Genomic DNA, 20,932 nt, shown 5'->3' with positions numbered 1-20,932 from the left:
GCCCTTAACTCCCGCGTCCAACGCGTCCTTGACGCAGTGCTTCGACAACTTGCTCCTTGGGGCCGTCCGCAACGATGTGACCGTTATCGATCACGATCAGGCGGTCCACCAGGTCCAGCAGCGCAGTACGGTGCGTGACCAGCAGGATCGTCTTGGTGGCGCTGGCCTCGCCCAGCCGCTTGCGCAGCTGCGCCTCGCTCTGGTGGTCCATGTTGCTGCTGGGTTCGTCCAGCAGCAGGATCGGCGGGTCGTTGATCAGCGCGCGGGCCACGGCGACGGACTGGCGTTGGCCGCCCGACAGCGATTCGCCGCGTTCGCCGATCACCATGTCGAAACCGTTGGGATGCAGGTTGGCAAAGTCTGTCACGCCGGCCAGGTTGGCGGCGGCCAGGATGCTGGCGTCGTCGGCGTAGGGCGCGCCCATGGCCAGGTTGTGTTTCAGGCTGCCGTAGAACAGCGTGGGGTCTTGCGGCACATGGCCGATGGCGCGGCGCACGTCGGCCGGGTCGATCTGGCGCACGTCCACACCGTCCAGCAGCACAGCGCCTTCGGTGGGCTGATACAGCGCAAGCGCCAGTTTTTCCAGCGTGGTCTTGCCGGAACCGATGCGGCCGATGATGCCGACCTTTTCACCGGGCTTGAGCTTGAACGACACTTTCTTCAGCACCGGTTGCGTGCTGCCGGGGTATGCGAAGGTGACGTCGCGAAATTCCAGGCCGCCATGAAACACGGGACGATGCAGGAATTCGGCTTCGGCCGGGCGTTCGATCGGCAGCTTCATATAGTTGTCGATCGAGCCCAGCGAGGTGCGGGCGTTCTGGTATTGCATCAACAGCCCCGCAACCTGGCCCAGCGGCGCCAGGCAACGGCTGGCGATCATGGATGCGGCGATGATGCCGCCCATGGACATCGCCGATTCCTGCGCCTGGTACACGCCGATGATCACCACGGCGATCGACATCAGTTGCTGGATGGCCTGCACAAAGCCCACCGTCGACGACGAGATCAACTTCAGCTTGCCCCCCGTCTGTGCGATGAATTCCGTGGCGCGTTCCCAGTTGCGTTGCACCGAGCCTTGCGCGTTCAGCGTCTTGACGGCCTCCAGGCCGGTCAGCGCTTCCACCAGCGTCGCGTTGCGCTGCGAGCTGGCCTGGAAGCTGGCCATCGTCAGGGCTTCCATGCGAGCCTGGGCAGCCAGCGACACCAGCAAGATCAGCACGATGGCAACCAGCGGCGGCAGGATCATCCACGGCGATATCCAGGCCAGCGCGGCCAGGAACAGCAGGATGAAGGGCAGGTCGACCAGCGTGGTGATGGTGGCCGACGCGATGAAGTCGCGAATGGATTCGAACGACCGCAGGTTGGCCGCGAACGATCCGACGGACACGGGGCGGCCTTCCAGCCGCAGGTCCAGCACGCGCTCCATGATCTGCGCGGACAGGCGCACGTCGACGCGCTTGCTTGCACTGTCCACCACATGAGAACGGGCGGTTGACAACACCATGTTGAAAATCACTACCAGCGTGATGCCGATAGCCAGCACCCACAGCGTTTCAACGGCGTTGTTGGGCACCACGCGGTCATACACGTTCATGGTGAACAACGGCATCGCCATGGCGAAGATATTGATCAGCAGCGCGGCGACCAGCGCATCGCGGTACAGGCGCCGGTTTTCCATGATAGCGGCCCAGAACCAATGGCGTTCACGGACTTTGGCCACTTCCGGCGAGCGGGCGTCGAACCGGAATTGCGGGCGCACGAAGCAGACCAGGCCGGTGTATTGCGCGGCCAGGGCCTCGGCCGTCATCTCGACGGAACTGCCGCCAAGCTCGGGATGGCTGACCAGGTATTTGCCGTCTTCTTTTTTCAGCAGCAGGCAGGCGCGTTCGCCTTGCAGCAGCAGGATGGCGGGCAAAAGGTCTGGGGAAATGCTGTCCAGCGTGCGCTTGACGACGCGCGCGGAAAGTTGCGCCCGCGCCGCGGCGCGCGGCAGCAGGGCAGGGGTCAGGCGGTGTTCTTCCAGCGGCAGGCCGGCGGACAGCGCCTGCGCCGTGGCAGTCACGCCGTGCAGGCGCGTAATTTCAACCAGGCAGTCCAGCAAGGGGTCGTCATGCGCCGCTCGGGCGTCGGCGCGCCATTCGCGCGCCGCCTTTTCAGATAACTTGTCCATCTTCGTCATCCAAGAGGTCTAGGTGTTCCGAGAGGCGCGCGCGTTGCTGCTTGCGCTGGGATAGCTTTTGCTGTGCCTGAATAGGCAGGTCCGTCATGCGCAAGGTGCCATTGGCGATCAAGGCGTCGATCAGGTCTTCAAGAACGCGGACAAAGTCCGCGTCCAACTGCGAAAATTCGTTGCCCTGGGGCGTCATATGGCCTCCTTGCGCCCGCCGCCTTTAGGGCTTGGCGGTGGGTGCGTTCAGCGGCACGAGCGTGGGCGGCAGCGTGCCTTCGTTGTATTGAACGCGCACGGGAGCCAGGCGGGCAGAGTCGGGGACCGTCGAATTGCAAAGCTTGATCACTTCGTCGGTTACCTCCAGTTTGCCGTTTTCCTCGGGCATCTCGTTGCGCGCGGGTTGCAGCGACAGCGCCGGCAACAGCGCATGCGACAGCGCCAACCAGCGATATTGCGCAAGCTTGAGGTCATACAAGCCGTTGGTCAATGCGCGGCGCGACTCGAACAATTCGTTTTCAGTGTCAAGCAAGTCCAGCAGCGAGCGCTGGCCGATCTGGAACTGTTGGCGATACGCATCACGTACCTTGGTCGTGGCCACTTCGTGGTCGCGCAGGAACGGCAGCTTCTGGCTCAGGCTGACGATGTTGTTCCAGGCGACGGCCAGGTCCTGCTGCACGTTGCGGCAGGTGTAGTCGCGGATGTCGCGCGCGGCGTACGACTGCGCGGCGGTCTGGCGAACGCGGGCGGAATCGGCGCCGCCGCGGTACAGGTTGTAGCTCATCACAACTTGCACGCTGGAGCTCTGGATGTCGCGCGTTTCGGGCGTGGGGTCGTTCTGGTCCCGACCCGAGGAAGCCACGAATTCAAACTTGGGCGAGAAAGCGCCCTTGGACGAGGCCACGCCGGCTTGCGCGGCCTGCAAGCCGGCCTGCTTGGACAGGAAGCTGGGGTTGCGGCGCAGCGAGTCATTGAAGTCACCCGGCTTGACGGGCAGCTTGCCCGAGATGTCCGGCGGCGGCTGCATGGCTTCGGGCGGGAAGGCGCCGGTCACGCGTTGAAAGCGCTGCTGCACGTCAAGCAGGTTGGCGGTTTCGGTCATCAGGTTGGTCTGAGCCAGGGACAAACGGCCGCCTGCCTGTTCCAGGTCAACGCGGCGGCCCACGCCCGACTCGGTGCGTTCGCCGATCTGTTTCAGCGTTTCTTCGTGCAGCGAATAGTTCTGGCGGGCCAGCAATTCCATGTCCCGGTAACGTTGCAGGTCGATATACGCCTGCACGGCGGCGAACGCGGTGCTGTCGCTGGTGGCCAACACGTCATAGAAGCGCGCCAGCTTATCGAAGCCAGCCTGCTTGACGTCGTTGCTGGTGCGGAAGCCGTCAAAAATCAGTTGGCGCAGTTCAACGTTGTAGCCCGGGCGGCTCCAGCGTTGCGAACCCACGTCGGGCACGTTGCTGCGATATTCGCGGCCCACATAGCCCTGCGCGTTGATTTGCGGGAAGAAGGCCGCGCGGGCAACCGACTGGCCTTCCAGGGATGCCTGGAAGTCGTGATACTTGGCCTGGATTTCCGGGTTGCTCAGCAGCGTCTGCTCAACAACCTGATTCAGCGTCACCGTGGAGACGGTGGCGGCCGGCGCGCCCTGCGGGGCGGGCGGGGTCGGCTGGGCAAAAGCGGCGGGAACAAAAGCCAAAGCGAGAAGCGAAGTCGTGCGTTTGATCAAAAACGAAGCCATAGTGATTATTCGCGTGTCGGAGTGGGATTGAATGGCGGCCATATTGTATGTAAATGTCATATTTCCCTAGTCAAGATTTGTTAAGTCTTGCAGAAGGCAAAATGACTCGCCACAACGTTTCTTCGCGCAACATCACCTAATTTGACTGAATTTGCACGAACTTCACAGACCGAGAAAAGCGCCAGCTTTATTAATACGGTTTATTTCGTATTATTTCGAAAGTGACGTGTCTGTAGTGAAACAGGATTATATCGTTTTGATAATTCTGTATCTGATTTCTCTTATCGAATTTGTAATTTGTGATTAATTTTCCAAAGTGATCCGAACGCAATTTGCCGCGATTGCGGGGACAGATTCCGTAACCAACGTGGTAGTCCTGGTACTAGTATGTGTGGTGTGGTTGTACTAGGTTCGGAGCGTGGGCATAATTCCCGCATGCCGCAGTGGCCGGCACGGAAGCAATCTGCTTATCAACCGTGCGAGGCTCAAGCCGGATTGTCTATTTGCAGAGCGCATCCATGGCCCAAACCCTTTACGACAAACTCTGGGACGCCCACATCGTCCACCAGGAATCAGACGGCACCTGTCTGCTCTATATCGATCGCCATCTGGTGCACGAAGTCACCAGCCCGCAGGCGTTCGAAGGGCTGGCGATTGCCGGCCGCAAGCCCTGGCGCACGGGCGCCAACCTGGCCGTGGCCGACCACAACGTGCCGACGCTGAACCGCGCCCAGGGCATTGACGACCCGATCTCGCGGCTGCAAGTGGACACGCTGGACGCCAACTGCGAGAAATACGGCATCACCGAATTCCGCATGAATGACTTGCGCCAAGGCATCGTGCACGTGATCGGCCCCGAGCAGGGCGCCACGTTGCCGGGCATGACGGTGGTCTGTGGCGATTCGCACACCAGCACGCACGGCGCGCTGGGCGCGCTGGCATTCGGCATCGGCACGTCTGAAGTCGAGCACGTGCTGGCCACGCAGACGCTGCTGATGAAGAAAGCCAAGAGCATGCTCATCAAGGTCGACGGCGATTTGCCTTTCGGCTGTACGGCCAAAGACGTGGTGCTGCACATCATCGGCATCATCGGCACGGCCGGTGGCACGGGCCACGCCATTGAATTCGCGGGCAGCACCATCCGCGCCCTGTCCGTTGAAGGCCGCATGACCGTGTGCAACATGGCGATTGAAGCCGGCGCGCGCTCGGGCATGGTGGCGGTCGACGACAAGACCGTTGAGTATTTCCGTGGCCGCCCGTTTGCGCCCACGGGCGTAGTGTGGGACCAGGCCGTAAAGTACTGGCGCACGCTGCACACCGACGAAGGCGCCAAGTTCGATACGGTGGTGGAAGTGAACGCGCGCGACATCAAGCCGCAGGTGACCTGGGGCACGTCGCCCGAAATGGTGTTGCCGGTGGATTCCCGCGTGCCGGACCCCGACCGCGAAAAAGACGATGTGCGCCGCAGCGGCATGGAACGCGCGTTGCAATACATGGGCTTAAAGCCCAACACCCCGCTGACCGACATTCGCGTGGACCGCGTGTTCATTGGCTCGTGCACGAATTCGCGCATCGAAGACTTGCGCGCGGCTGCCGCTGTGGCGCGTGGCAAGCGCGTGGCGTCCAACGTGCGCCAAGCCATGGTCGTGCCGGGCTCTGGCCTGGTCAAGCAACAGGCCGAGCGCGAAGGGCTGGACAAGATTTTCATTGAAGCCGGTTTTGAATGGCGGGAACCCGGCTGTTCGATGTGCCTGGCCATGAACGCCGATCGCCTTGAACCGGGCGAGCGTTGCGCGTCGACGTCCAACCGCAATTTCGAAGGTCGGCAAGGCCAGGGCGGTCGCACGCATCTGGTCAGCCCCGCCATGGCCGCAGCCGCTGCGGTGGCCGGCCACTTCGTCGACGTCCGCACGTTCCGTTAAGCGATCACGCACCGAGTACCGACATCATGCAAGCATTTACCACTCACGAAGGCCTGGTGGCTCCGCTCGACCGCGAAAACGTCGACACGGACCTCATCATTCCCAAGCAATTCCTCAAGTCGATCCAGCGCACCGGTTTCGGGCCGAACCTGTTTGACGAGCTTCGCTATCTGGACCACGGCGAACCCGGCATGGACAACAGCAAGCGTCCCCTGAACCCGGATTTTGTGCTGAACCAGCCGCGCTACCAAGGCGCCTCGATCCTGTTGGCGCGCAAGAACTTTGGTTGCGGCTCCAGCCGCGAACACGCGCCCTGGGCGCTGACGCAATACGGCTTTCGCGCGATCATCGCGCCGTCGTATGCCGACATCTTCTTCAACAACAGCTTCAAGAACGGCCTGCTGCCGATCGTGCTGTCTGAATTGGAAGTGGCCCGCCTGTTCGACGAAGTCAAGGCGTTCCCGAATTACAAGCTGCAAATCGACCTGGACCGCCAGGTCGTGATCGCCGCGGACGGCCGCGCCATGGGCTTTGATATCGAACCGTTCCGCAAGTACTGCCTGCTGAACGGCTTTGACGATATCGGCTTGACGCTGCGCCATTCCGACAAGATCCGCGCCTTCGAGGCCGAACGACTGGCCCGCCACCCCTGGCTGGAAAGCCGTCCCATCGCCTGAACCCATACTGATCACAGGATCGCTTTCAAATGACCCACAACATTGCAGTCTTGCCGGGTGACGGCATCGGACCGGAAATTGTCGAACAGGCCGTGCGCGTGCTTCAAGCGCTGGACGTGCCGTTCAATATCAAGCAGGCCCCCGTCGGCGGCGCCGCGTTCGACCAGTTCGAACACCCGCTGCCCCCGGCCACGCTCAAGTTGGCCAAGGAATCCGACGCCGTGCTTTTCGGCGCCGTTGGCGACTGGAAGTACGACAGCCTGCCGCGCGAATTCCGCCCGGAACAAGCCATTCTGGGCCTGCGCAAGGCGCTGGGCCTGTTTGCCAACTTGCGTCCGGCCATCCTGTATCCCGAGCTTGCCAGCGCATCGTCGCTGAAGCCCGAGATCGTGTCCGGCCTGGACATCCTGATCATTCGCGAACTGACCGGCGACATCTATTTCGGCACGCCGCGCGGCGTCCGTGCGTCGCCCGACGGCTCGTTCGCCGGCGAGCGCGAAGGCTACGACACCATGCGCTATGCCGAATCGGAAGTGCGCCGCATTGCCCGCATCGGCTTCGAGTCGGCGCAAAAGCGCAACAAGAAGCTGTGCAGCGTGGACAAGGCCAACGTGCTTGAAACGTCGCAGTTCTGGCGCGATATCGTTATTGAAGTAGCGCGCGAATACCCCGACGTAGAGTTGTCGCACATGTACGTCGACAACGCCGCGATGCAACTGGTGCGCAACCCGCGCCAGTTTGACGTCATCGTCACGGGCAACCTGTTCGGCGACATTCTGTCGGACGAAGCGGCCATGCTGACGGGTTCGATCGGCATGCTGCCGTCGGCCTCTTTGAACGCTGGCGGCCAGGGCCTGTATGAACCCAGCCACGGTTCGGCCCCGGACATCGCGGGCAAGGGCATTGCCAACCCGCTGGCGACCATTTTGTCGGCCGCCATGCTGCTGCGCTATTCGCTGAACCTTGCACCGCAAGCCGACCGCATCGAAGCCGCCGTGCGGCGCGTGCTGGCCGATGGCCTGCGCACCGCCGACATCTTCGAAGCGGGCACCACGAAGGTCACCACGGCCGCCATGGGTGACGCCGTCTTGAAAGCCCTGGCCTGATCGCTGGGCAAGGGGCGCGCCCTTGCGGCGGCGCCCCGATTTGGAAGGGGCCGCTTCATGTAGCGGCCCTTTTTTTGCCCGTGTTGTGGCGGCGCCGCGAAAGCCGTTGGGCGGTCTTCCGGCCCCAAATTTTTCTAGCTGCGCCGCAACATACGCGCGTGCATTCTGATAAATTGTTGAATTGCACGACTTTTTTCTACCCGGACCTTGTCTCCACCTTTATAGAGCGATTGAAATGAATCAAGCAGTAGGCCTTGTCGGCTGGCGCGGAATGGTCGGCTCGGTGCTCATGCAACGCATGCGCGACGAGAACGACTTCGCACTGATCGAACCGGTGTTCTTTTCCACCAGCAATGCTGGCGGCGCCGCGCCCACGTGGGCCGAAGGCGCAGGCCCGTTGCAAAATGCCTACGACATTGATGCTCTGAAAAAACTGCCGATCATTCTGACGGCACAAGGCGGCGACTACACGTCCGAGGTTTATCCCAAGCTGCGCGGCGCGGGCTGGAACGGCATCTGGATCGATGCGGCCAGCACCTTGCGCATGGCCGAAGACGCCATCATCGTCCTGGACCCGGTCAATCGCCCGGTCATCGACGCGGCGCTCAAGCGCGGCGTGCGCAATTTCATCGGCGGCAACTGCACGGTCAGCTGCATGTTGATGGGCCTGGCCGGCTTGTTCAACAACGACCTGGTGGAATGGATGACGTCCATGACCTACCAGGCGGCTTCCGGCGGCGGCGCGCAGCACATGCGCGAACTGCTGACCCAATTCGGCGAAATCAACCAGGCCGTCAAGCCCTTGCTGGACGATCCGGCGTCGGCCATCCTGGCCATCGACCGTGGCGTGCTGGCCAAGCAGAAAGATGCGTCGCTGCCGCACGAGCACTTCGGCGTTCCGCTGGGCGGCAACCTGATTCCCTGGATCGACAAGGATCTGGGCGACGGCATGTCCAAGGAAGAATGGAAGGCCGAAGTCGAAACCAACAAGATCCTGGGCCGCGGCGCCGCCTTCGGCACGCCCGCCACCCCGATCGACGGCCTGTGCGTGCGCATCGGCGCCATGCGCTGCCATAGCCAGGCTCTGACCATCAAGCTCAAGCGCGATGTGCCGCTGGACGAGATAGAAGCACTGATCGCGCAAGGCACGCAATGGGCCAAGGTTGTGCCCAACACCAAGGAAGCGACGGTTTCGGCGCTGACCCCGGTTGCCGTAACCGGCACGCTGGACATCCCGGTCGGCCGCCTGCGCAAGCTGTCGATGGGTTCGCAATACCTGGGCGCCTTCACGGTGGGCGACCAACTGCTGTGGGGCGCTGCCGAACCGCTGCGTCGCATGCTGCGCATCGCGCTGGCCGAAGCCTGACGCGTATGTGTATACGGCCGATAAAAACAGTTTGATCGGCCGTGTAGACAAGCAAGGGCACCTTCGGGTGCCCTTGTCGTTTGGCCTGGCGCATGAGGGAAGCGGCGGATGTGCCCAAGAGCCAACGCCGAAGCGCCTTTCAGGTTTGTGAAACCGGCATCATCCATTACACTTTTCCCGTGAATTGAGGCCTGTTTCGCTAATATGTCGCGCGACTCGGCCAGCCCGTAATTCGACTACAAGAACGGAATTCCAGCTTATGACCCAGCGTTCGCGCCATGTGAAGCATGCCCGCCGTTTGAAAACCCTTCAATGGGCGATCGCGTTGGCGATTGGGTCGAGCATGTGCAGTTCGGCGCTGGCCATGCGGGTCGGACATTCCCGCGTGGTGTCGGCGCCCGGCGCGCCGTTGCAGGCGGTGGTCGGCTTGCAGGAATTGACGCCGGATGAGGTGTCGTCGTTGAAGGTGTCGGTGGCGGATGAAGCCGCCTGGCAGCGCGCCGGCCTGAAGCCGCCCGTGCCGCTGGCCAGCATGGTGGTCCGCATTGAAGACGGCACCGACGGCACGCGCAAGAACCTGCGCGTGCGTGGCACGCAGCCACCCGCCAGCGGCGCGGTGGACCTGCTGCTGGACATCAGTTCAAGTTCCGGCCAGCGCCAGGTGCAGGTCAGCGTATTGGTGCCCTTGCGCGGCACCGGCGCCGATGTGACGCCGGCCTCGGTAGGCGGCACGGCGCGCGCGGGGGCCGGTACCGCGACGGTCAATGTGAAGCAGGGTGACAATCTTTTTGCCATTGCGCAGCGCAACGCGGTGCCCAACGCCTCGGTGTATCAGATGCTGGTGGCGTTGTGGCGCGCCAATCCAGAGGCCTTTATTCAAAACAACATGAACCTGGTGCGCGCCGGGCAAAAGTTGAAGATTCCCGATGCGGCCACGGTCCGGGCGATTGATCCCGCCGAAGCGCGCCGCATCTTCAACGAACACGCCGAAGCGTTTGCCAAATATCGCGCCCGAGTCGGCGCGGCGGCAGGAGCCAATCCGTCGGTGGTAAAGGGGCAGGACGCGGCATCCGGCTCCGTGGCGCAACCTGGCGACACGGGCGTGGCTACGCCGGCTCCGACCCAGGATCGCGTGCGCCTGTCGACCGGGCTCGCAGCGGGAGGCGCTGTCGCGCAGGCGGATGCGCAAGCCGACGCGAAGACATCGAACGAGCGCGCGCTGAAAGACGTTGAAGGCCGCGTGAGTCAGCTGCAAAGCAATGTCGACGAATTGAACAAGGCGGTGGCGCAGCAAGGCGGTTCGGGGACCTCGGGCGCGGGCGGCACGGGCGCGGCTGGCGGTGCGGGCGCATCGGGCGCGGCTGGCGGTGCGGGCGCATCGGGCGCGGCAGGGTCATCTGGCAATTCTGGCCCAGCGGGTGCGGCGGGCGCATCGGGCACTCCGGGCGCTTCCGGAGCGACGGGTGCTTCGGGTGCGACAGGTACTTCCGGTGCTGCGGGTACCCCCGGTGCAGCTGGCACCCCAGGCGCAGCGGGTGTCCCGGGCGCACCAGGTACTCCGGGTGCAGCGGGCACTTCGGGTGCGGCAGGCACTCCGGGTACGGCAGGCACTCCGGGTACGGCAGGCACGCCGGGGGCAGCAGGCACTCCGGGGGCAGCGGGCACTTCGGGTGCGGCAGGCACTCCGGGTACGGCAGGCACTCCGGGTACGGGAGGCACTCCGGGTACGGCAGGCACTCCGGGTACGGCAGGCACGCCGGGGGCAGCGGGCACGCCGGGGGCACCAGGTACTCCGGGTGCCGCGGGCAGTCCGGGTGCAGCCAGCACTTCCAGCGCAGCGGGAGCTACCGGCGCGGCCGGTACCCCGGGCGCCGCGGGCAGTTCCAGTGCTGCCGGTACTCCCGGCGCAGCAGGCAGTCCTGGCGGGACCGGGGCTCCCGGCGCAGCAGGTACTGCCGGCGCTGCCGGCACCCCAGGCGGTACGGGTTCGACGAATAATGCCGGCGCGCCCGGTGGCTCGAGTGCGTCCGGCGTTGCAGGCGCGACGGCGCCCGCGGGCGCTGCTGGCACGCCGGGCGTTGCCGGCACAGCCGCAACTCCAGGGGCAGCGGGCGCAGCGGGCCCAGCCGGCTCTCCAGGCGCCGCAGGAACACCCGGCGCGCCGGGTGACGCCGGCGCTCCCGGCGCATCCTCCTCGGACAGTGCCCGTACGGGCACACCGCCGGATAACGCCAAAGACCTCTCCAGCAGCATGCCAAGCTGGTTGGCGGACAATCTGCTTGTCATCGTTACCGCCCTGCTGGCATTGATCGCCTTCGCGATTGCTTGGCTGCTGCGTCGCGCCGGCGCGCGTCGCGACGACGATGACGAGGACACCTACGCCTTTAACGAGCCGGTGCTGGACACGGCAGCGCTGAACCGCAAGCTCGATACGATCAATCTCGACCTGGACGAACCGCCCACGGACGAACCGCGCCGAGTCAGCGGTCCACGGGTTTGAACGATGTCTAGAGTTGCATTGGGGCTGGCCTATGACGGCTCCGCTTGGCAGGGTTGGCAGACCCAGCCGCACCGGCAAACGGTGCAGGACACACTGGAGTCTGCCTTGGCAAGATTCTGCGGCGTGCAGGGCACGGTGCCCACGATATGCGCGGGCCGCACCGACACCGGCGTGCACGGCGCGATGCAGGTGGTACACCTGGACACCGCGTTGGACCGGCGCATGGAATCCTGGGTGCGCGGGGTGAATGCGTTTCTGCCGCCCAGCGTGTCGGTGCAGTGGGCGCAGGAAGTGTCCGACGAATTTCATGCGCGTTTTTCCGCGCGCGCACGCACCTATGTGTACCTGCTGTGGCGTGGCCGGGTGCGGCCGGCTTTGTGGGCGGGGCGGGCCGGTTGGTGCTTTCAACCGCTGGACGTGCAAGCCATGCGCGCCGCCGCTCAGGCCCTGGTCGGCGAACACGATTTTTCAAGCTTCCGTTCTTCGCAATGTCAGGCCAAGCATCCGGTGCGCCAGATGCACCGGCTGGAAATCGCGGAACGCGGGCCGTTCCTGGTTTTCACCTTGAAGGCCAACGCGTTTTTGCATCACATGGTCCGCAACATCATGGGCGCGCTGCTGCAAGTGGGGCAGGGCAGGGAGTCGGTGGACTGGATGGCGCAGCTGCTGTCCTGGCGCGACCGTACGCGCGGGGCGCCCACCTTCGCGCCCGACGGCCTGTATTTGTCGGCCATTGATTACCCAGCCGAGTTCGGCCTGGAAGAGCTTGATGGCGGCTCGTCTTTGTTGTCGCCGTTTACGCAGTCTTATTAGGAATTACCAGGAAGCCGCCGTCGCCCACCGCGCCTTCCATGCGCTTAAAGGAACCATTGCCATGCAACGCCGCGCGTTTTTGAAACAGGCCGCCCTCGGCGCGGCAGGCAGCGCCGCGTTGGCCGCACCGGCCATCGCACAACAGGCGACGGCCATCGCACAACAGGAACCCGCCGTCGCACAACAGACGCCGGCCGTCGCACAACAGACGCCGCCCATCACACAACAGACGCCGCCCAAGACAGAGCAGGCGCCTGCGGTGGCATGGCGGCTTGCGTCCAGCTTTCCAAGCGAATCGCCCACCTTGTTCGCGGGCGCCGAAGACGTTGCGCGGTATGTGTCCGAGGTGACCGACGGCCGTTTCACGATCCAGATTTTCCCCGCAGGCGATCTGGTCCAGCCCGGCCAAGTGCTTGAAGCCGTGCAGAACCGTGTTGTGGACTGCGGGCACACGGCATCGACGCGCTACTTCGATACCGACCCCGCGCTAAGTTTCGACGCCGGCGTTCCCTTTGGCTTGAACACCCGACAGATGAACGCCTGGATGCTTCAGGGCGAAGGCCTGGCGCTGACGCGTGTGCTGTTCGACAAGTACAACATCGTGAACTTCCCTTGCGGCTATACGGGGGCGCAGATGGGCGGCTGGTTCAGGGGCGAGGTCAAGACCGTGGACGACTTGCGCGGCTTGAAGATCAAAGCCAGCGGATTCGCGCGGAACGTGCTGGCGCGGTTGGGCGCCACGCCTGTCGATGTACCGGTGGCCGACACGTACGCCGCGTTGGAGCAAGGCGTGGCGGACGCGGTGGCCTGGGTCGGTCCGTATGACGATGAAAGCCTGGCGCTGTATAAGGTCGCGCGTAATTATTACTTCCCGGGTTGGTGGGCCGGCACCTTGCAGCTGTCGCTGTACGTGAACCAGGACGCCTACGACGAACTGCCGAAGCCGTATCAGTCGGCCCTGGCTTTGGCGTGCCGCATGGCAACCGCCAACATGATCGCGAAGTACGACGCAGGTAATCCCGACGCGTTGCGCCGTCTGGTATCGCGCGGCGCGCAGCTCAAGGCGTTTCCCAAACCGGTGCTGCAAGCCTGCTACGACGCATCGCTGGCGGCCTATAAAGAGCTGGGCGCCAAGGATCCGATGTTCAAGAAGCTCTACGACAGCATGGTCGCTTTCCGGGACAAGGAAGTCCCCTGGTTCCGCGTTGCCGAGGGCAGCTTCGACTCAATGATCGCCACGCTGGGCCAGCCAGCAGGCTGATAGCCGCCGGGGGCCGCGCGATATACTGATACACCGATTTTTTCTATCGGGCCACAGGTAGTGAATGTCATGCGTACACGCATCAAAATCTGCGGATTGACCCGCGAACAAGATATCGAAGCGGCCGTCTCGGCCGGCGTCGATGCCATCGGCTTTGTCTTCTATCCCAAGAGCAAGCGTTGCCTGACGCCGACGCGCGCGGCCCAGTTGCGGCGTGCGGTGCCGGCGTTTGTGGACGTCGTCGCGCTGTTCGTCAACCCTGCGCCCTCCGACGTGCAGGCCGTGCTGGATGAAGTGCACCCTGAACTGCTGCAATTTCACGGCGACGAGTCCCCGCAGGATTGCGCCCGCTACGGCCAACGCTTCCTGCGTGCATTCCGCGTGGGTGCGCCGGGCTTGGAAACCGCTGAAAACCTGGCCTCGTACTGCCGCGCATTCGGCGAAGCGGCGGGGTGGTTGTTCGACAGCTATAGCTCCGGATACGGTGGCAGCGGCCATGGCTTTGACTACGCGTTGCTGGACGACGTGCGCGCCGATCCCGTGTCGCGTCCCCTGATCTTGTCGGGCGGTTTGAACGGCGACAACATCGGCCAGGCGATCCAGCAAGTCAGGCCCTGGGCCGTCGATGTGAGCAGCGGCGTCGAGCTTGAGCAAGGAATAAAAAGTTCTGATAGAATCTCGTTCTTCGTTGATGCGGCACACGCCGCAGACGCGAAAATGAAGGGTAAAAAGTAGTGCTGTAGTTGCGTTGGTGTGCAGTTGCCGGCCGGTAAAAATTGGCGGTAGCTGCCGGTAGCCGAAGCGGTTTGGAAGCGGTCATAAAGCGGTTTGGAAGCATGACACGCTTAATAAATCGAACTGAACGAATCGGGTACTGAAAGCCATTCAGATTGGTATTCAGTTGGGCAAGCGAAAGCAAATTGCCAAGGCAATAGCCCCAACCAAACCACGCAATGAATACTGCAAAAATCATTAAAGACGATTTGCACGGTTCAAAAAAGCACTATATAATTCTTCTTCTTTGCAGGCGGTTAGCTCAGTTGGTTAGAGCGCCACGTTGACATCGTGGAGGTCGTTGGTTCGAACCCAATACCGCCTACCAGATTCCTGCAAGTGCTGAAAAGCACGGCAAAAGCCGATACAAAGAGCCGCTAAGTCACTGACTTAGCGGCTTTTTTCATTGCGCTGCGCAAACCCGCCAGGGCCTAGCAAGCCTGAGCGCTTCTCACGATTTCTGGTTTTCTACCGTTCTGGTTTCCTACGGTTGCGACGCCGCCTCGCTCCGCGCGGATTCGTCGTGTTGATTTTTCCTGACCCCGCGAATATTTAACGCCGCCAATCCCAGCTGAAGCGCAATCAACGCATACGCGCCGTCGTGCAAACCCCACGCAATCCACAAAGCATTGCTAAATAGAAATACCCAAAATCCCCATTTGCGTTTGGCTTTGCCTTGCGATGCCACCAGCCATGCGGCGGCCAGCGATGTCACCATCGCGGGCCATTGAAGAAAATTCCATAGCGCGTCCATGATGTCAGCCGGGTCCTCCGTTGCAGCGCGAGCGATCAGCCCAGTTTCTTGACGACGCGCGCCAGTTTGGCAATGCCGCCGGTGCCGCTTGCCGCGCGGCCCATCAGGGCTGTGCCGGCCGCCGTCAGCATGGCGCGTTTGAAGGGCGTGCGGCCTTTCATGCCCGCCATGATCAATAGCGCGCCCAGGCCAAATACGATCAGGTGTTCACCCGGGAAGTCGGGGCGGCGGGCGTCTATGTCCTTCAATTGCCGCGTCAGCGATTGGTCATCACGGCCCACGGGTTCCATTTCAACTACGTCATCGGTTTGCATTGCAGTTCCCCCAAAAGAAAAGAAGCCGCCTCTCTTCAGCAAGTGACATGCCACGCGTTGCCCCGGGGAAAGAGAACACCGTATCGCGGGGGCGGGGCTTATCTGATAAGGTCCGGCGTATCTTCCGCCTGCCTACACCATGCACACATTCAACAAAGCTCTACTGCTGGCGCCCTGCGTTTGGCTTGCCGCTTGCGCCATCAAGCCGCCGCCGGCAACGCAAGCGCAGCCGCGTGTTGACGAATTGCCGATGTATGGGGGCATGGACCGGTCTGCCGCGGCCGAGTTGCAGGCCAGCGACAAGAAGCTGCTGCAGGACGCGGTCCGGGCATTCGGTTCAGCCGGCAAGGCGTCTCAGGCCTGGGTGTCGCAGGGCTACCGGTTTTATCAGGCGGACCAATTGGGCATGGCGATGCGGCGGTTCAATCAGGCCTGGCTGTTGAACCCGGACAACCCCGAGGCCTATACCGGCTTTGCCGCCGTGCTGCACGACCAGGGCAAGTTCTGCCAGGCGATGAGCATGATGGACCTGGCGATCAGCCATGATCCCCCGACGTTTCAGGGAATCTATGCCGACGCAGGCCGCATTGCCGCCCGGTGCGCGGCGGAAGACAGGACGCTGCCGCCGGAGGCGCGGGTGGCGGCTACCGCGCGGTCCGACGAGTGGTATCGCAAAGGCGAAGCCGTTGAACCGGACAAGGGGTATTTGTATTCCTCTTGGGCCACGGCGTACTACTGGCGTGGGCAATACGATCAGGCGTGGGCAATGGTGGTCAAGGCGCGCGCGGCGGGCGGATCGCCCAGCCCGAAATTCATGGAAATGCTACGCGCCCAAATGCCGGAGCCGCGCGGTTGACTCGGCGACCGCCCGGTTGATTCCCGCCGCTTCGACGGCAATGCGGCAATTGCGATATTCTGCTGACCATCATGATGAAAGCTCTATGGTTGGCGTTGGGCTGCGTGATGCTGGCATTGGGCGTCATCGGCGCATTTTTGCCGGTCATGCCGACGACGATTTTCCTGATATTGGCGGTGGGCTGCTTTTCGCGGTCGTCCCCGCGCCTGGAAAAATGGCTGCTGGACAGCCCGACTTACGGGCCGCCGCTGCGCATCTGGCGCGACCAGAAGGCGGTGTCGCGTAAAGGCAAGACGTACGCCTGCCTCGGCATGGCGCTGGGATACGGCTTGTTCTGGTGGAGCGCGCACCCGTCGTGGCCGTTGGCCGTGGGCGTCGGCTTGTTTTTCGTTGCCAGCGGGGCCTATGTACTCAGCCGGCCGGCACCGAACGTGTCCGATGCCGGCGGCCGGCCGTTGCAACGATAGCGCTGGGCGCGCGTATCGCTGCGCCGGCCCTTTCAGTGCGAATGCCGGGGATCGCCCCGCGTCTCGATCACTTTCAGATAAAGCGTTGCCGGTTCCAGGCAGCCCCCGGTAGACAACTGGCCCACCATCTGCCGGTAGATTTCCTGCCAGGGCGTTTGCGACGCGGGCGGCTGATACGGCGGTTCCTGCTTGCGCCGTTCCATCTCGGCATCGTCCACCAGCGCGGTCACGCTGCGTTGGTTCAAGTCGACGCGGATCTTGTCGCCTGTGCGCAGCAGCGCCAGACCACCGCCCACGGCCGCTTCGGGCGACATATTCAAAATCGACGGGCTGGCCGACGTGCCGCTTTGCCGGCCATCGCCCAGGCAAGGCAGTGAATCGATACCACGCTTGATCAGGTGCGACGGCGGCGCCATGTTGACCACCTCGGCGCTGCCCGGGTAGCCGACGGTGCCCGCGCCGCGTATTACCAGAATGCAATGTTCGTCGATGTTCAGCGACGGGTCTTCGATGCGGGCGTGATAATCCTCCGGGCCTTCAAAAACAATGGCGCGTGCCTCGAAGGCGTTTTCCGAACCGGGTTCCGACAGGTACGTGCGGCGGAATGCTTCGCCCACCACCGACATCTTGATGATGGCGCTGTCGAAGAAGTTGCCCGACAGCACGATGAATCCGGCGCGATGCTTGAGCGGCGCTTCGCATGTGCGAATGACGTCCGGGTCGCGTGTCTTGGACGTGGCGGCGATGTCGCCGATACTGCGGCCGGATACGGTGGGGCAGTCGGCGTGCAGGCGGCCGGCCGCCAGCAATTCGTGCATGACGGCGGGCACGCCGCCCGCACGGTGAAAGCCCTCGCCCAGGTGTTCGCCGGCCGGCACGCAGTTCACCAACAAGGGCACGTCTTCGCCTAGCCGTTGCCAATCATCCAGGCTCAGGTCGATGCCGGCGTGACGCGCCATGGCGATCAGGTGGGGCGGACAGTTGCTGGACGCGCCCAGCGCCGAGGCCACCACGATGGCGTTTTCAAATGCCTCGCGCGTCAGGATGTGCGACGGGCGCAAGTCTTCCCGCACCATGTCGCAGATGCGCATGCCGGTGGCATAGGCCATCTGCGCGCGCTCGCGGTAGGGGGCGGGAATGCTGGCGCAGGTGGGCAAGGACATGCCCAGCGCTTCGGCCAGCGAATTCATCGACAGCGCGGTGCCCATGGTGTTGCAGTGGCCCACCGACGGCGATGACGCCGTGGCCAGCGTCATGAAGCCTTCGTAATCCAGCTTGCCCGCCGCCATCAAATTGCGGGCATGCCAGATGACCGTGCCGGAACCCACCCGCTGGCCCTCGTGCCAGCCGTCCAGCATCGGTCCGCCCGACAGCACGATGGCGGGCAGGTCGACGGTGGCGGCGGCCATCAGGCAGGCGGGTGTGGTCTTGTCGCAACCGGTTGTCAGGACCACGCCGTCCAGCGGATAACCATGCAGGATTTCGACCAGGCCCAGATAAGCCAGGTTGCGATCCAGCGCGGCGGTGGGCCGCCGGCCTTGTTCGGCCAGCGGATGCACCGGGAACTCCATGGGGATGCCGCCCGCGTCGCGGATACCCGCCTTGATGCGCTCGGCCAGCGCCAGGTGATGCCGGTTGCAGGGCGCCAGGTCGCTGCCGGTCTGGGCGATGCCGATGATCGGCCGCCCGGATTGCAGTTCCTGCCGCGTCAGGCCGTAGTTAAGGTAGCGTTCGACGTAAATCGCCGTCATGTCGGCGTGCGCGGGATCGTCGAACCATTTCTGGCTGCGCAACTTGCGGGGTATCTGTGACATTTGGAGCTCGCTTGCTTCGCGTGGGCGATCAGTAAAAAGGCGTCAGTTGCGCGCCTTCTGAATCTCATCATTCAACTGCTTGATGAGGTCGGGGCCCAGTTCCTGCGTGTATTTGTCGACCACCGGCTGGACTTTCTGGCGCATGCGCGCCACTTCCTCGGGGCTGACGGTGTTGATCTTCATGCCGGCCTTTTCAAGCGTGGTCATGGCCTTGGTGGAATCCGCGCGGCTGTCCTTGCGTTCAAACTCACGCGATGCCTCGGCCGCCTGGCGCACCAGTTTCTGTTCGTCGGGCGACAGCGTGTCCCACCACTTCTTCGATGCCAGCACTACCCACGGCGTGTAGACGTGGCGCGTGATGGTAAGGAAGGGCTGCACTTCGTAGAACTTGCTGCTTTGAATGGTCGTGATGGGATTTTCCTGCCCGTCGACCGTGCGCGTTTCCAGCGCGGTGAACAGCTCCGAGAAAGGCATGGGCACGGCATTGGCGCCCAGGGTATTGAAGACGCCCAGCGCGATCTGGTTTTGCATGACGCGCAGCTTGATGCCTTGCAGGTCTTCCGCGCGCGCGATCGGACGCTTGGAATTGGTCATGTTGCGGAAACCGTTTTCCCAATAGACCAGGCCGACCAGCCCCTTGGCTTCCAGCTTCTTCAACAGGTCCTGGCCCAGTTGGCCGTCCAGCACCGCGTCAGCTTCCTTTTCGCTGTTGAACAGGAAGGGCAGGTCGAACACGCCGAATTCCTTGACCATGCCCGCCAGCGGCGCGGTGGACCCGACCATCATTTCCTGGGCGCCGCCGGCCAGCGCGCCTTGCATCTGTTCGTCGGAACCCAGGTTGGCCGACCCGAAGGTCTTCATCTTCAACTTGCCGCCGCTGACTTTTTCAAGCTCTTGCGCCAGGAAGCGCGCGGCGCGGCCCTGGACGCTTTCTTCGTTCAGGCCGTAACCAAAACGGATCAGGCGCGGCTTGACGTCGGCCGCGGCGGCCACGCCGGCAACGGCGCAGGACAGCGCGGTGGCCAGCACGAGTAAACGGGTTTTGAATCGTTGGGTCATGGTGCTCCTCCTTGGGGTTTTTTGCCGCTAGTGCATCCAGCGTGCGGGTACGGTGATCAGCTCGGGGAAGATCACCAGCAGGACCAGCAGGCCCGTGTAGGCCACGACGTAGCGCCACACGCCCCTGCAGATGGTTTCCATATTGATGCGGGCCACGCCGCACACCACGTTCAGCACGGTGCCCACCGGCGGGGTCAACAAGCCCACGCAGCCGACCATCACGAACATGACGCCGAAGTAGACGGGGTCGATGCCGGCCTTCGTGACCACGGGCATCAGCACCGGCGCCAGGATCAGGATGGTAGGTGTCAGGTCCATGACCGTGCCCACCAATGTCAGCAGCAGCAGCAGGGCGAACATCAGCAGCTTGGGTTGGTCCATGACCGGTTCCAGCAGCGCAATCAGGTCTTGCGGCATGTCGGCCAGCGTGATCATGTAGGACGACACCATCGCGGCGGCCACCAGGAACATGACCACGGCTGTCGTGCGCGCCGCATTGACGAACAGCGGCATCAAGTCCCGCAGCCCGATTTCGCGGTAGACGAACAGGCTCACGCCCAGCGCGTACACGGCAGCCACCACGGCGGCCTCGGTCGGCGTGAAGACACCGCCGCGCAGCCCGCCGATGATGATGACGGGCAGCATCAGCGCCCATATCGATTCGCGCAGCGCCTTCAGGCGGTTGCGCCACGGTTCACGCGGCGACGGGGTGATGCTGCCGTGCTTGCGAGCCACCCACGTCCATACCGCCACCAGCGTCATTCCCATCATCAGCCCGGGCGCGATGCCGGCGAAAAACAGCTTGGTGATCGATACGTTGGTGGCCACGCCGAAGATGATGAAAGAGATCGACGGCGGAATGATCGGGGCGATGATGCCGCCGGCCGCGATCAGGCCGGAAGCCTGGCCCGCGTCGTAACCCTTTTCACGCAGCATGGGGATCAGCAGGGATCCCAGCGCGGCGGCGTCCGCCACGGCCGAGCCGGACAAGGCGGCCAGCAGCACGCTGGCAAAAATCGCCACGTAGCCCAGCCCGCCCTGAATATGGCCCACGAACATGCTGGCCAGGCGGACGATGCGGCGGGATATCCCGCCTGCGTTCATCAGTTCACCCGCCAGCATGAACAGCGGTACGGCCATCAGCGTAAAGCTGTTGGCGCCGGTCAGCATGTTCTGCGCGAGGATTTGGGTGTCGTAAAAGTCCAGCTGGAACATCATGGCCAGGGCGCTGAGCAACAGCGCGAAGGCGATCGGCATGCCCAGGGCGATCAGCCCCAGCAGTACAAGCAGGAAGACGGTCAGGATCATTGCAGAGGTCCGGGCGGGGAAGGGGGCGGGGGCGGTGGG

18 protein-coding genes and 1 tRNA gene are annotated in these 20,932 nt (G+C 63.3%); 11 read left to right on the top strand and 8 right to left on the bottom strand.

Going from position 1 to position 20,932, the window contains the following annotated elements:
* Positions 1-4: 4 nt before the first annotated feature.
* Genes V6F88_RS27735 through V6F88_RS27725 form a run of 3 tightly spaced genes read right to left on the bottom strand, consistent with a single transcriptional unit; the run spans position 5 to position 3,902 of the window.
* Positions 5-2,170, bottom strand: coding sequence for a type I secretion system permease/ATPase (locus V6F88_RS27735; RefSeq protein ID WP_442880416.1), 2,166 nt, complete (start codon positions 2,168-2,170; stop codon positions 5-7).
* Positions 2,154-2,366: a hypothetical protein gene (locus V6F88_RS27730; RefSeq protein WP_006218695.1), complete on the bottom strand. Its 213-nt coding sequence runs from the start codon at positions 2,364-2,366 to the stop codon at positions 2,154-2,156. Before V6F88_RS27730 ends, V6F88_RS27735 begins: the two co-directional genes overlap by 17 nt.
* Positions 2,367-2,390: 24 nt before the next feature.
* Positions 2,391-3,902, bottom strand: a complete 1,512-nt coding sequence (locus V6F88_RS27725) for a TolC family outer membrane protein (protein WP_332613513.1) — start codon at positions 3,900-3,902, stop codon at positions 2,391-2,393.
* A 518-nt stretch (positions 3,903-4,420) separates the two neighbouring features.
* Between V6F88_RS27725 and leuC the strand changes: the two genes are divergently transcribed.
* The 9 genes from leuC (at position 4,421) to V6F88_RS27680 (ending at position 14,649) form a co-directional block, all read left to right on the top strand.
* A complete protein-coding gene (gene leuC / locus V6F88_RS27720; protein ID WP_046807556.1) occupies positions 4,421-5,824 on the top strand; it encodes a 3-isopropylmalate dehydratase large subunit in 1,404 nt (467 codons plus the stop codon).
* A 26-nt stretch (positions 5,825-5,850) separates the two neighbouring features.
* Positions 5,851-6,501, top strand: coding sequence for a 3-isopropylmalate dehydratase small subunit (leuD, locus tag V6F88_RS27715; RefSeq protein ID WP_006218698.1), 651 nt, complete (start codon positions 5,851-5,853; stop codon positions 6,499-6,501).
* 29 nt (positions 6,502-6,530) lie between these two features.
* Positions 6,531-7,607, top strand: a complete 1,077-nt coding sequence (gene leuB, locus V6F88_RS27710; protein ID WP_332613512.1) for a 3-isopropylmalate dehydrogenase — start codon at positions 6,531-6,533, stop codon at positions 7,605-7,607.
* 235 nt (positions 7,608-7,842) lie between these two features.
* Positions 7,843-8,973: an aspartate-semialdehyde dehydrogenase gene (gene asd / locus V6F88_RS27705; RefSeq protein ID WP_046807554.1), complete on the top strand. Its 1,131-nt coding sequence runs from the start codon at positions 7,843-7,845 to the stop codon at positions 8,971-8,973.
* A 259-nt stretch (positions 8,974-9,232) separates the two neighbouring features.
* Positions 9,233-11,473, top strand: coding sequence for a type IV pilus assembly protein FimV (locus V6F88_RS27700; RefSeq protein WP_332613511.1), 2,241 nt, complete (start codon positions 9,233-9,235; stop codon positions 11,471-11,473).
* A gap of 3 nt (positions 11,474-11,476) precedes the next feature.
* A complete protein-coding gene (gene truA / locus V6F88_RS27695; RefSeq protein ID WP_332613510.1) occupies positions 11,477-12,286 on the top strand; it encodes a tRNA pseudouridine(38-40) synthase TruA in 810 nt (269 codons plus the stop codon).
* Positions 12,287-12,347: 61 nt separating this feature from the next.
* Positions 12,348-13,547 (top strand): TRAP transporter substrate-binding protein, encoded by a 1,200-nt coding sequence (locus V6F88_RS27690; RefSeq protein ID WP_332613509.1) that lies wholly within the window; start codon positions 12,348-12,350, stop codon positions 13,545-13,547.
* A gap of 69 nt (positions 13,548-13,616) precedes the next feature.
* On the top strand, positions 13,617-14,282 hold the full coding sequence (locus V6F88_RS27685; protein WP_332613508.1) for a phosphoribosylanthranilate isomerase: 666 nt from the start codon (positions 13,617-13,619) through the stop codon (positions 14,280-14,282).
* A 290-nt stretch (positions 14,283-14,572) separates the two neighbouring features.
* Positions 14,573-14,649 (top strand) — tRNA-Val (locus tag V6F88_RS27680).
* A 156-nt stretch (positions 14,650-14,805) separates the two neighbouring features.
* Here V6F88_RS27680 and V6F88_RS27675 read toward each other — a convergent pair.
* Both V6F88_RS27675 and V6F88_RS27670 read right to left on the bottom strand, forming a co-directional pair.
* Positions 14,806-15,075 (bottom strand): hypothetical protein, encoded by a 270-nt coding sequence (locus V6F88_RS27675; RefSeq protein ID WP_332613507.1) that lies wholly within the window; start codon positions 15,073-15,075, stop codon positions 14,806-14,808.
* Between the two features lie 35 nt (positions 15,076-15,110).
* Entirely contained in the window at positions 15,111-15,389 is a 279-nt protein-coding gene (locus V6F88_RS27670; protein WP_332613506.1) for a hypothetical protein, read from the bottom strand.
* Between the two features lie 262 nt (positions 15,390-15,651).
* On the opposite strand from V6F88_RS27670, the gene V6F88_RS27665 reads away from it, so the two are divergent.
* Both V6F88_RS27665 and V6F88_RS27660 read left to right on the top strand, forming a co-directional pair.
* Entirely contained in the window at positions 15,652-16,245 is a 594-nt protein-coding gene (locus V6F88_RS27665; protein WP_332613505.1) for a hypothetical protein, read from the top strand.
* A 71-nt stretch (positions 16,246-16,316) separates the two neighbouring features.
* Positions 16,317-16,712, top strand: coding sequence for a YbaN family protein (locus V6F88_RS27660; protein WP_332613504.1), 396 nt, complete (start codon positions 16,317-16,319; stop codon positions 16,710-16,712).
* Positions 16,713-16,744: 32 nt separating this feature from the next.
* On the opposite strand, the gene V6F88_RS27655 is transcribed toward V6F88_RS27660, so the two are convergent.
* The 3 genes from V6F88_RS27655 to V6F88_RS27645 are packed head-to-tail and all read right to left on the bottom strand — an operon-like array spanning position 16,745 to position 20,893.
* Positions 16,745-18,526, bottom strand: coding sequence for an IlvD/Edd family dehydratase (locus V6F88_RS27655; RefSeq protein WP_332613503.1), 1,782 nt, complete (start codon positions 18,524-18,526; stop codon positions 16,745-16,747).
* A 42-nt stretch (positions 18,527-18,568) separates the two neighbouring features.
* Entirely contained in the window at positions 18,569-19,585 is a 1,017-nt protein-coding gene (locus tag V6F88_RS27650) for a TRAP transporter substrate-binding protein (protein WP_332613502.1), read from the bottom strand.
* A gap of 27 nt (positions 19,586-19,612) precedes the next feature.
* The gene (locus V6F88_RS27645) at positions 19,613-20,893 is read right to left on the bottom strand and encodes a TRAP transporter large permease (RefSeq protein WP_332613518.1); all 1,281 of its coding nucleotides are present in this window, start codon (positions 20,891-20,893) and stop codon (positions 19,613-19,615) included.
* Between the last annotated feature and the right edge of the window lie 39 nt (positions 20,894-20,932).

This window comes from Achromobacter sp. ESBL13 (genome assembly GCF_036668755.1).
Lineage (GTDB): Bacteria > Pseudomonadota > Gammaproteobacteria > Burkholderiales > Burkholderiaceae_B > Achromobacter.
Note: the sequence above shows the minus strand (reverse complement) of the source record. Positions and strands in the feature narration are given on the sequence as shown.

Bases quoted from the DNA above. Each gene is read 5' to 3' on its own strand.
- V6F88_RS27735 (WP_442880416.1), bottom strand. From the start codon at position 2,170: ATGGACAAGTTATCTGAAAAGGCGGCGCGCGAATGGCGCGCCGACGCC.
- V6F88_RS27730 (WP_006218695.1), bottom strand. From the start codon at position 2,366: ATGACGCCCCAGGGCAACGAATTTTCGCAGTTGGACGCGGACTTTGTC.
- V6F88_RS27725 (WP_332613513.1), bottom strand. From the start codon at position 3,902: ATGGCTTCGTTTTTGATCAAACGCACGACTTCGCTTCTCGCTTTGGCT.
- leuC (WP_046807556.1), top strand. From the start codon at position 4,421: ATGGCCCAAACCCTTTACGACAAACTCTGGGACGCCCACATCGTCCAC.
- leuD (WP_006218698.1), top strand. From the start codon at position 5,851: ATGCAAGCATTTACCACTCACGAAGGCCTGGTGGCTCCGCTCGACCGC.
- leuB (WP_332613512.1), top strand. From the start codon at position 6,531: ATGACCCACAACATTGCAGTCTTGCCGGGTGACGGCATCGGACCGGAA.
- asd (WP_046807554.1), top strand. From the start codon at position 7,843: ATGAATCAAGCAGTAGGCCTTGTCGGCTGGCGCGGAATGGTCGGCTCG.
- V6F88_RS27700 (WP_332613511.1), top strand. From the start codon at position 9,233: ATGACCCAGCGTTCGCGCCATGTGAAGCATGCCCGCCGTTTGAAAACC.
- truA (WP_332613510.1), top strand. From the start codon at position 11,477: ATGTCTAGAGTTGCATTGGGGCTGGCCTATGACGGCTCCGCTTGGCAG.
- V6F88_RS27690 (WP_332613509.1), top strand. From the start codon at position 12,348: ATGCAACGCCGCGCGTTTTTGAAACAGGCCGCCCTCGGCGCGGCAGGC.
- V6F88_RS27685 (WP_332613508.1), top strand. From the start codon at position 13,617: ATGCGTACACGCATCAAAATCTGCGGATTGACCCGCGAACAAGATATC.
- V6F88_RS27675 (WP_332613507.1), bottom strand. From the start codon at position 15,075: ATGGACGCGCTATGGAATTTTCTTCAATGGCCCGCGATGGTGACATCG.
- V6F88_RS27670 (WP_332613506.1), bottom strand. From the start codon at position 15,389: ATGCAAACCGATGACGTAGTTGAAATGGAACCCGTGGGCCGTGATGAC.
- V6F88_RS27665 (WP_332613505.1), top strand. From the start codon at position 15,652: ATGGACCGGTCTGCCGCGGCCGAGTTGCAGGCCAGCGACAAGAAGCTG.
- V6F88_RS27660 (WP_332613504.1), top strand. From the start codon at position 16,317: ATGATGAAAGCTCTATGGTTGGCGTTGGGCTGCGTGATGCTGGCATTG.
- V6F88_RS27655 (WP_332613503.1), bottom strand. From the start codon at position 18,526: ATGTCACAGATACCCCGCAAGTTGCGCAGCCAGAAATGGTTCGACGAT.
- V6F88_RS27650 (WP_332613502.1), bottom strand. From the start codon at position 19,585: ATGACCCAACGATTCAAAACCCGTTTACTCGTGCTGGCCACCGCGCTG.
- V6F88_RS27645 (WP_332613518.1), bottom strand. From the start codon at position 20,893: ATGATCCTGACCGTCTTCCTGCTTGTACTGCTGGGGCTGATCGCCCTG.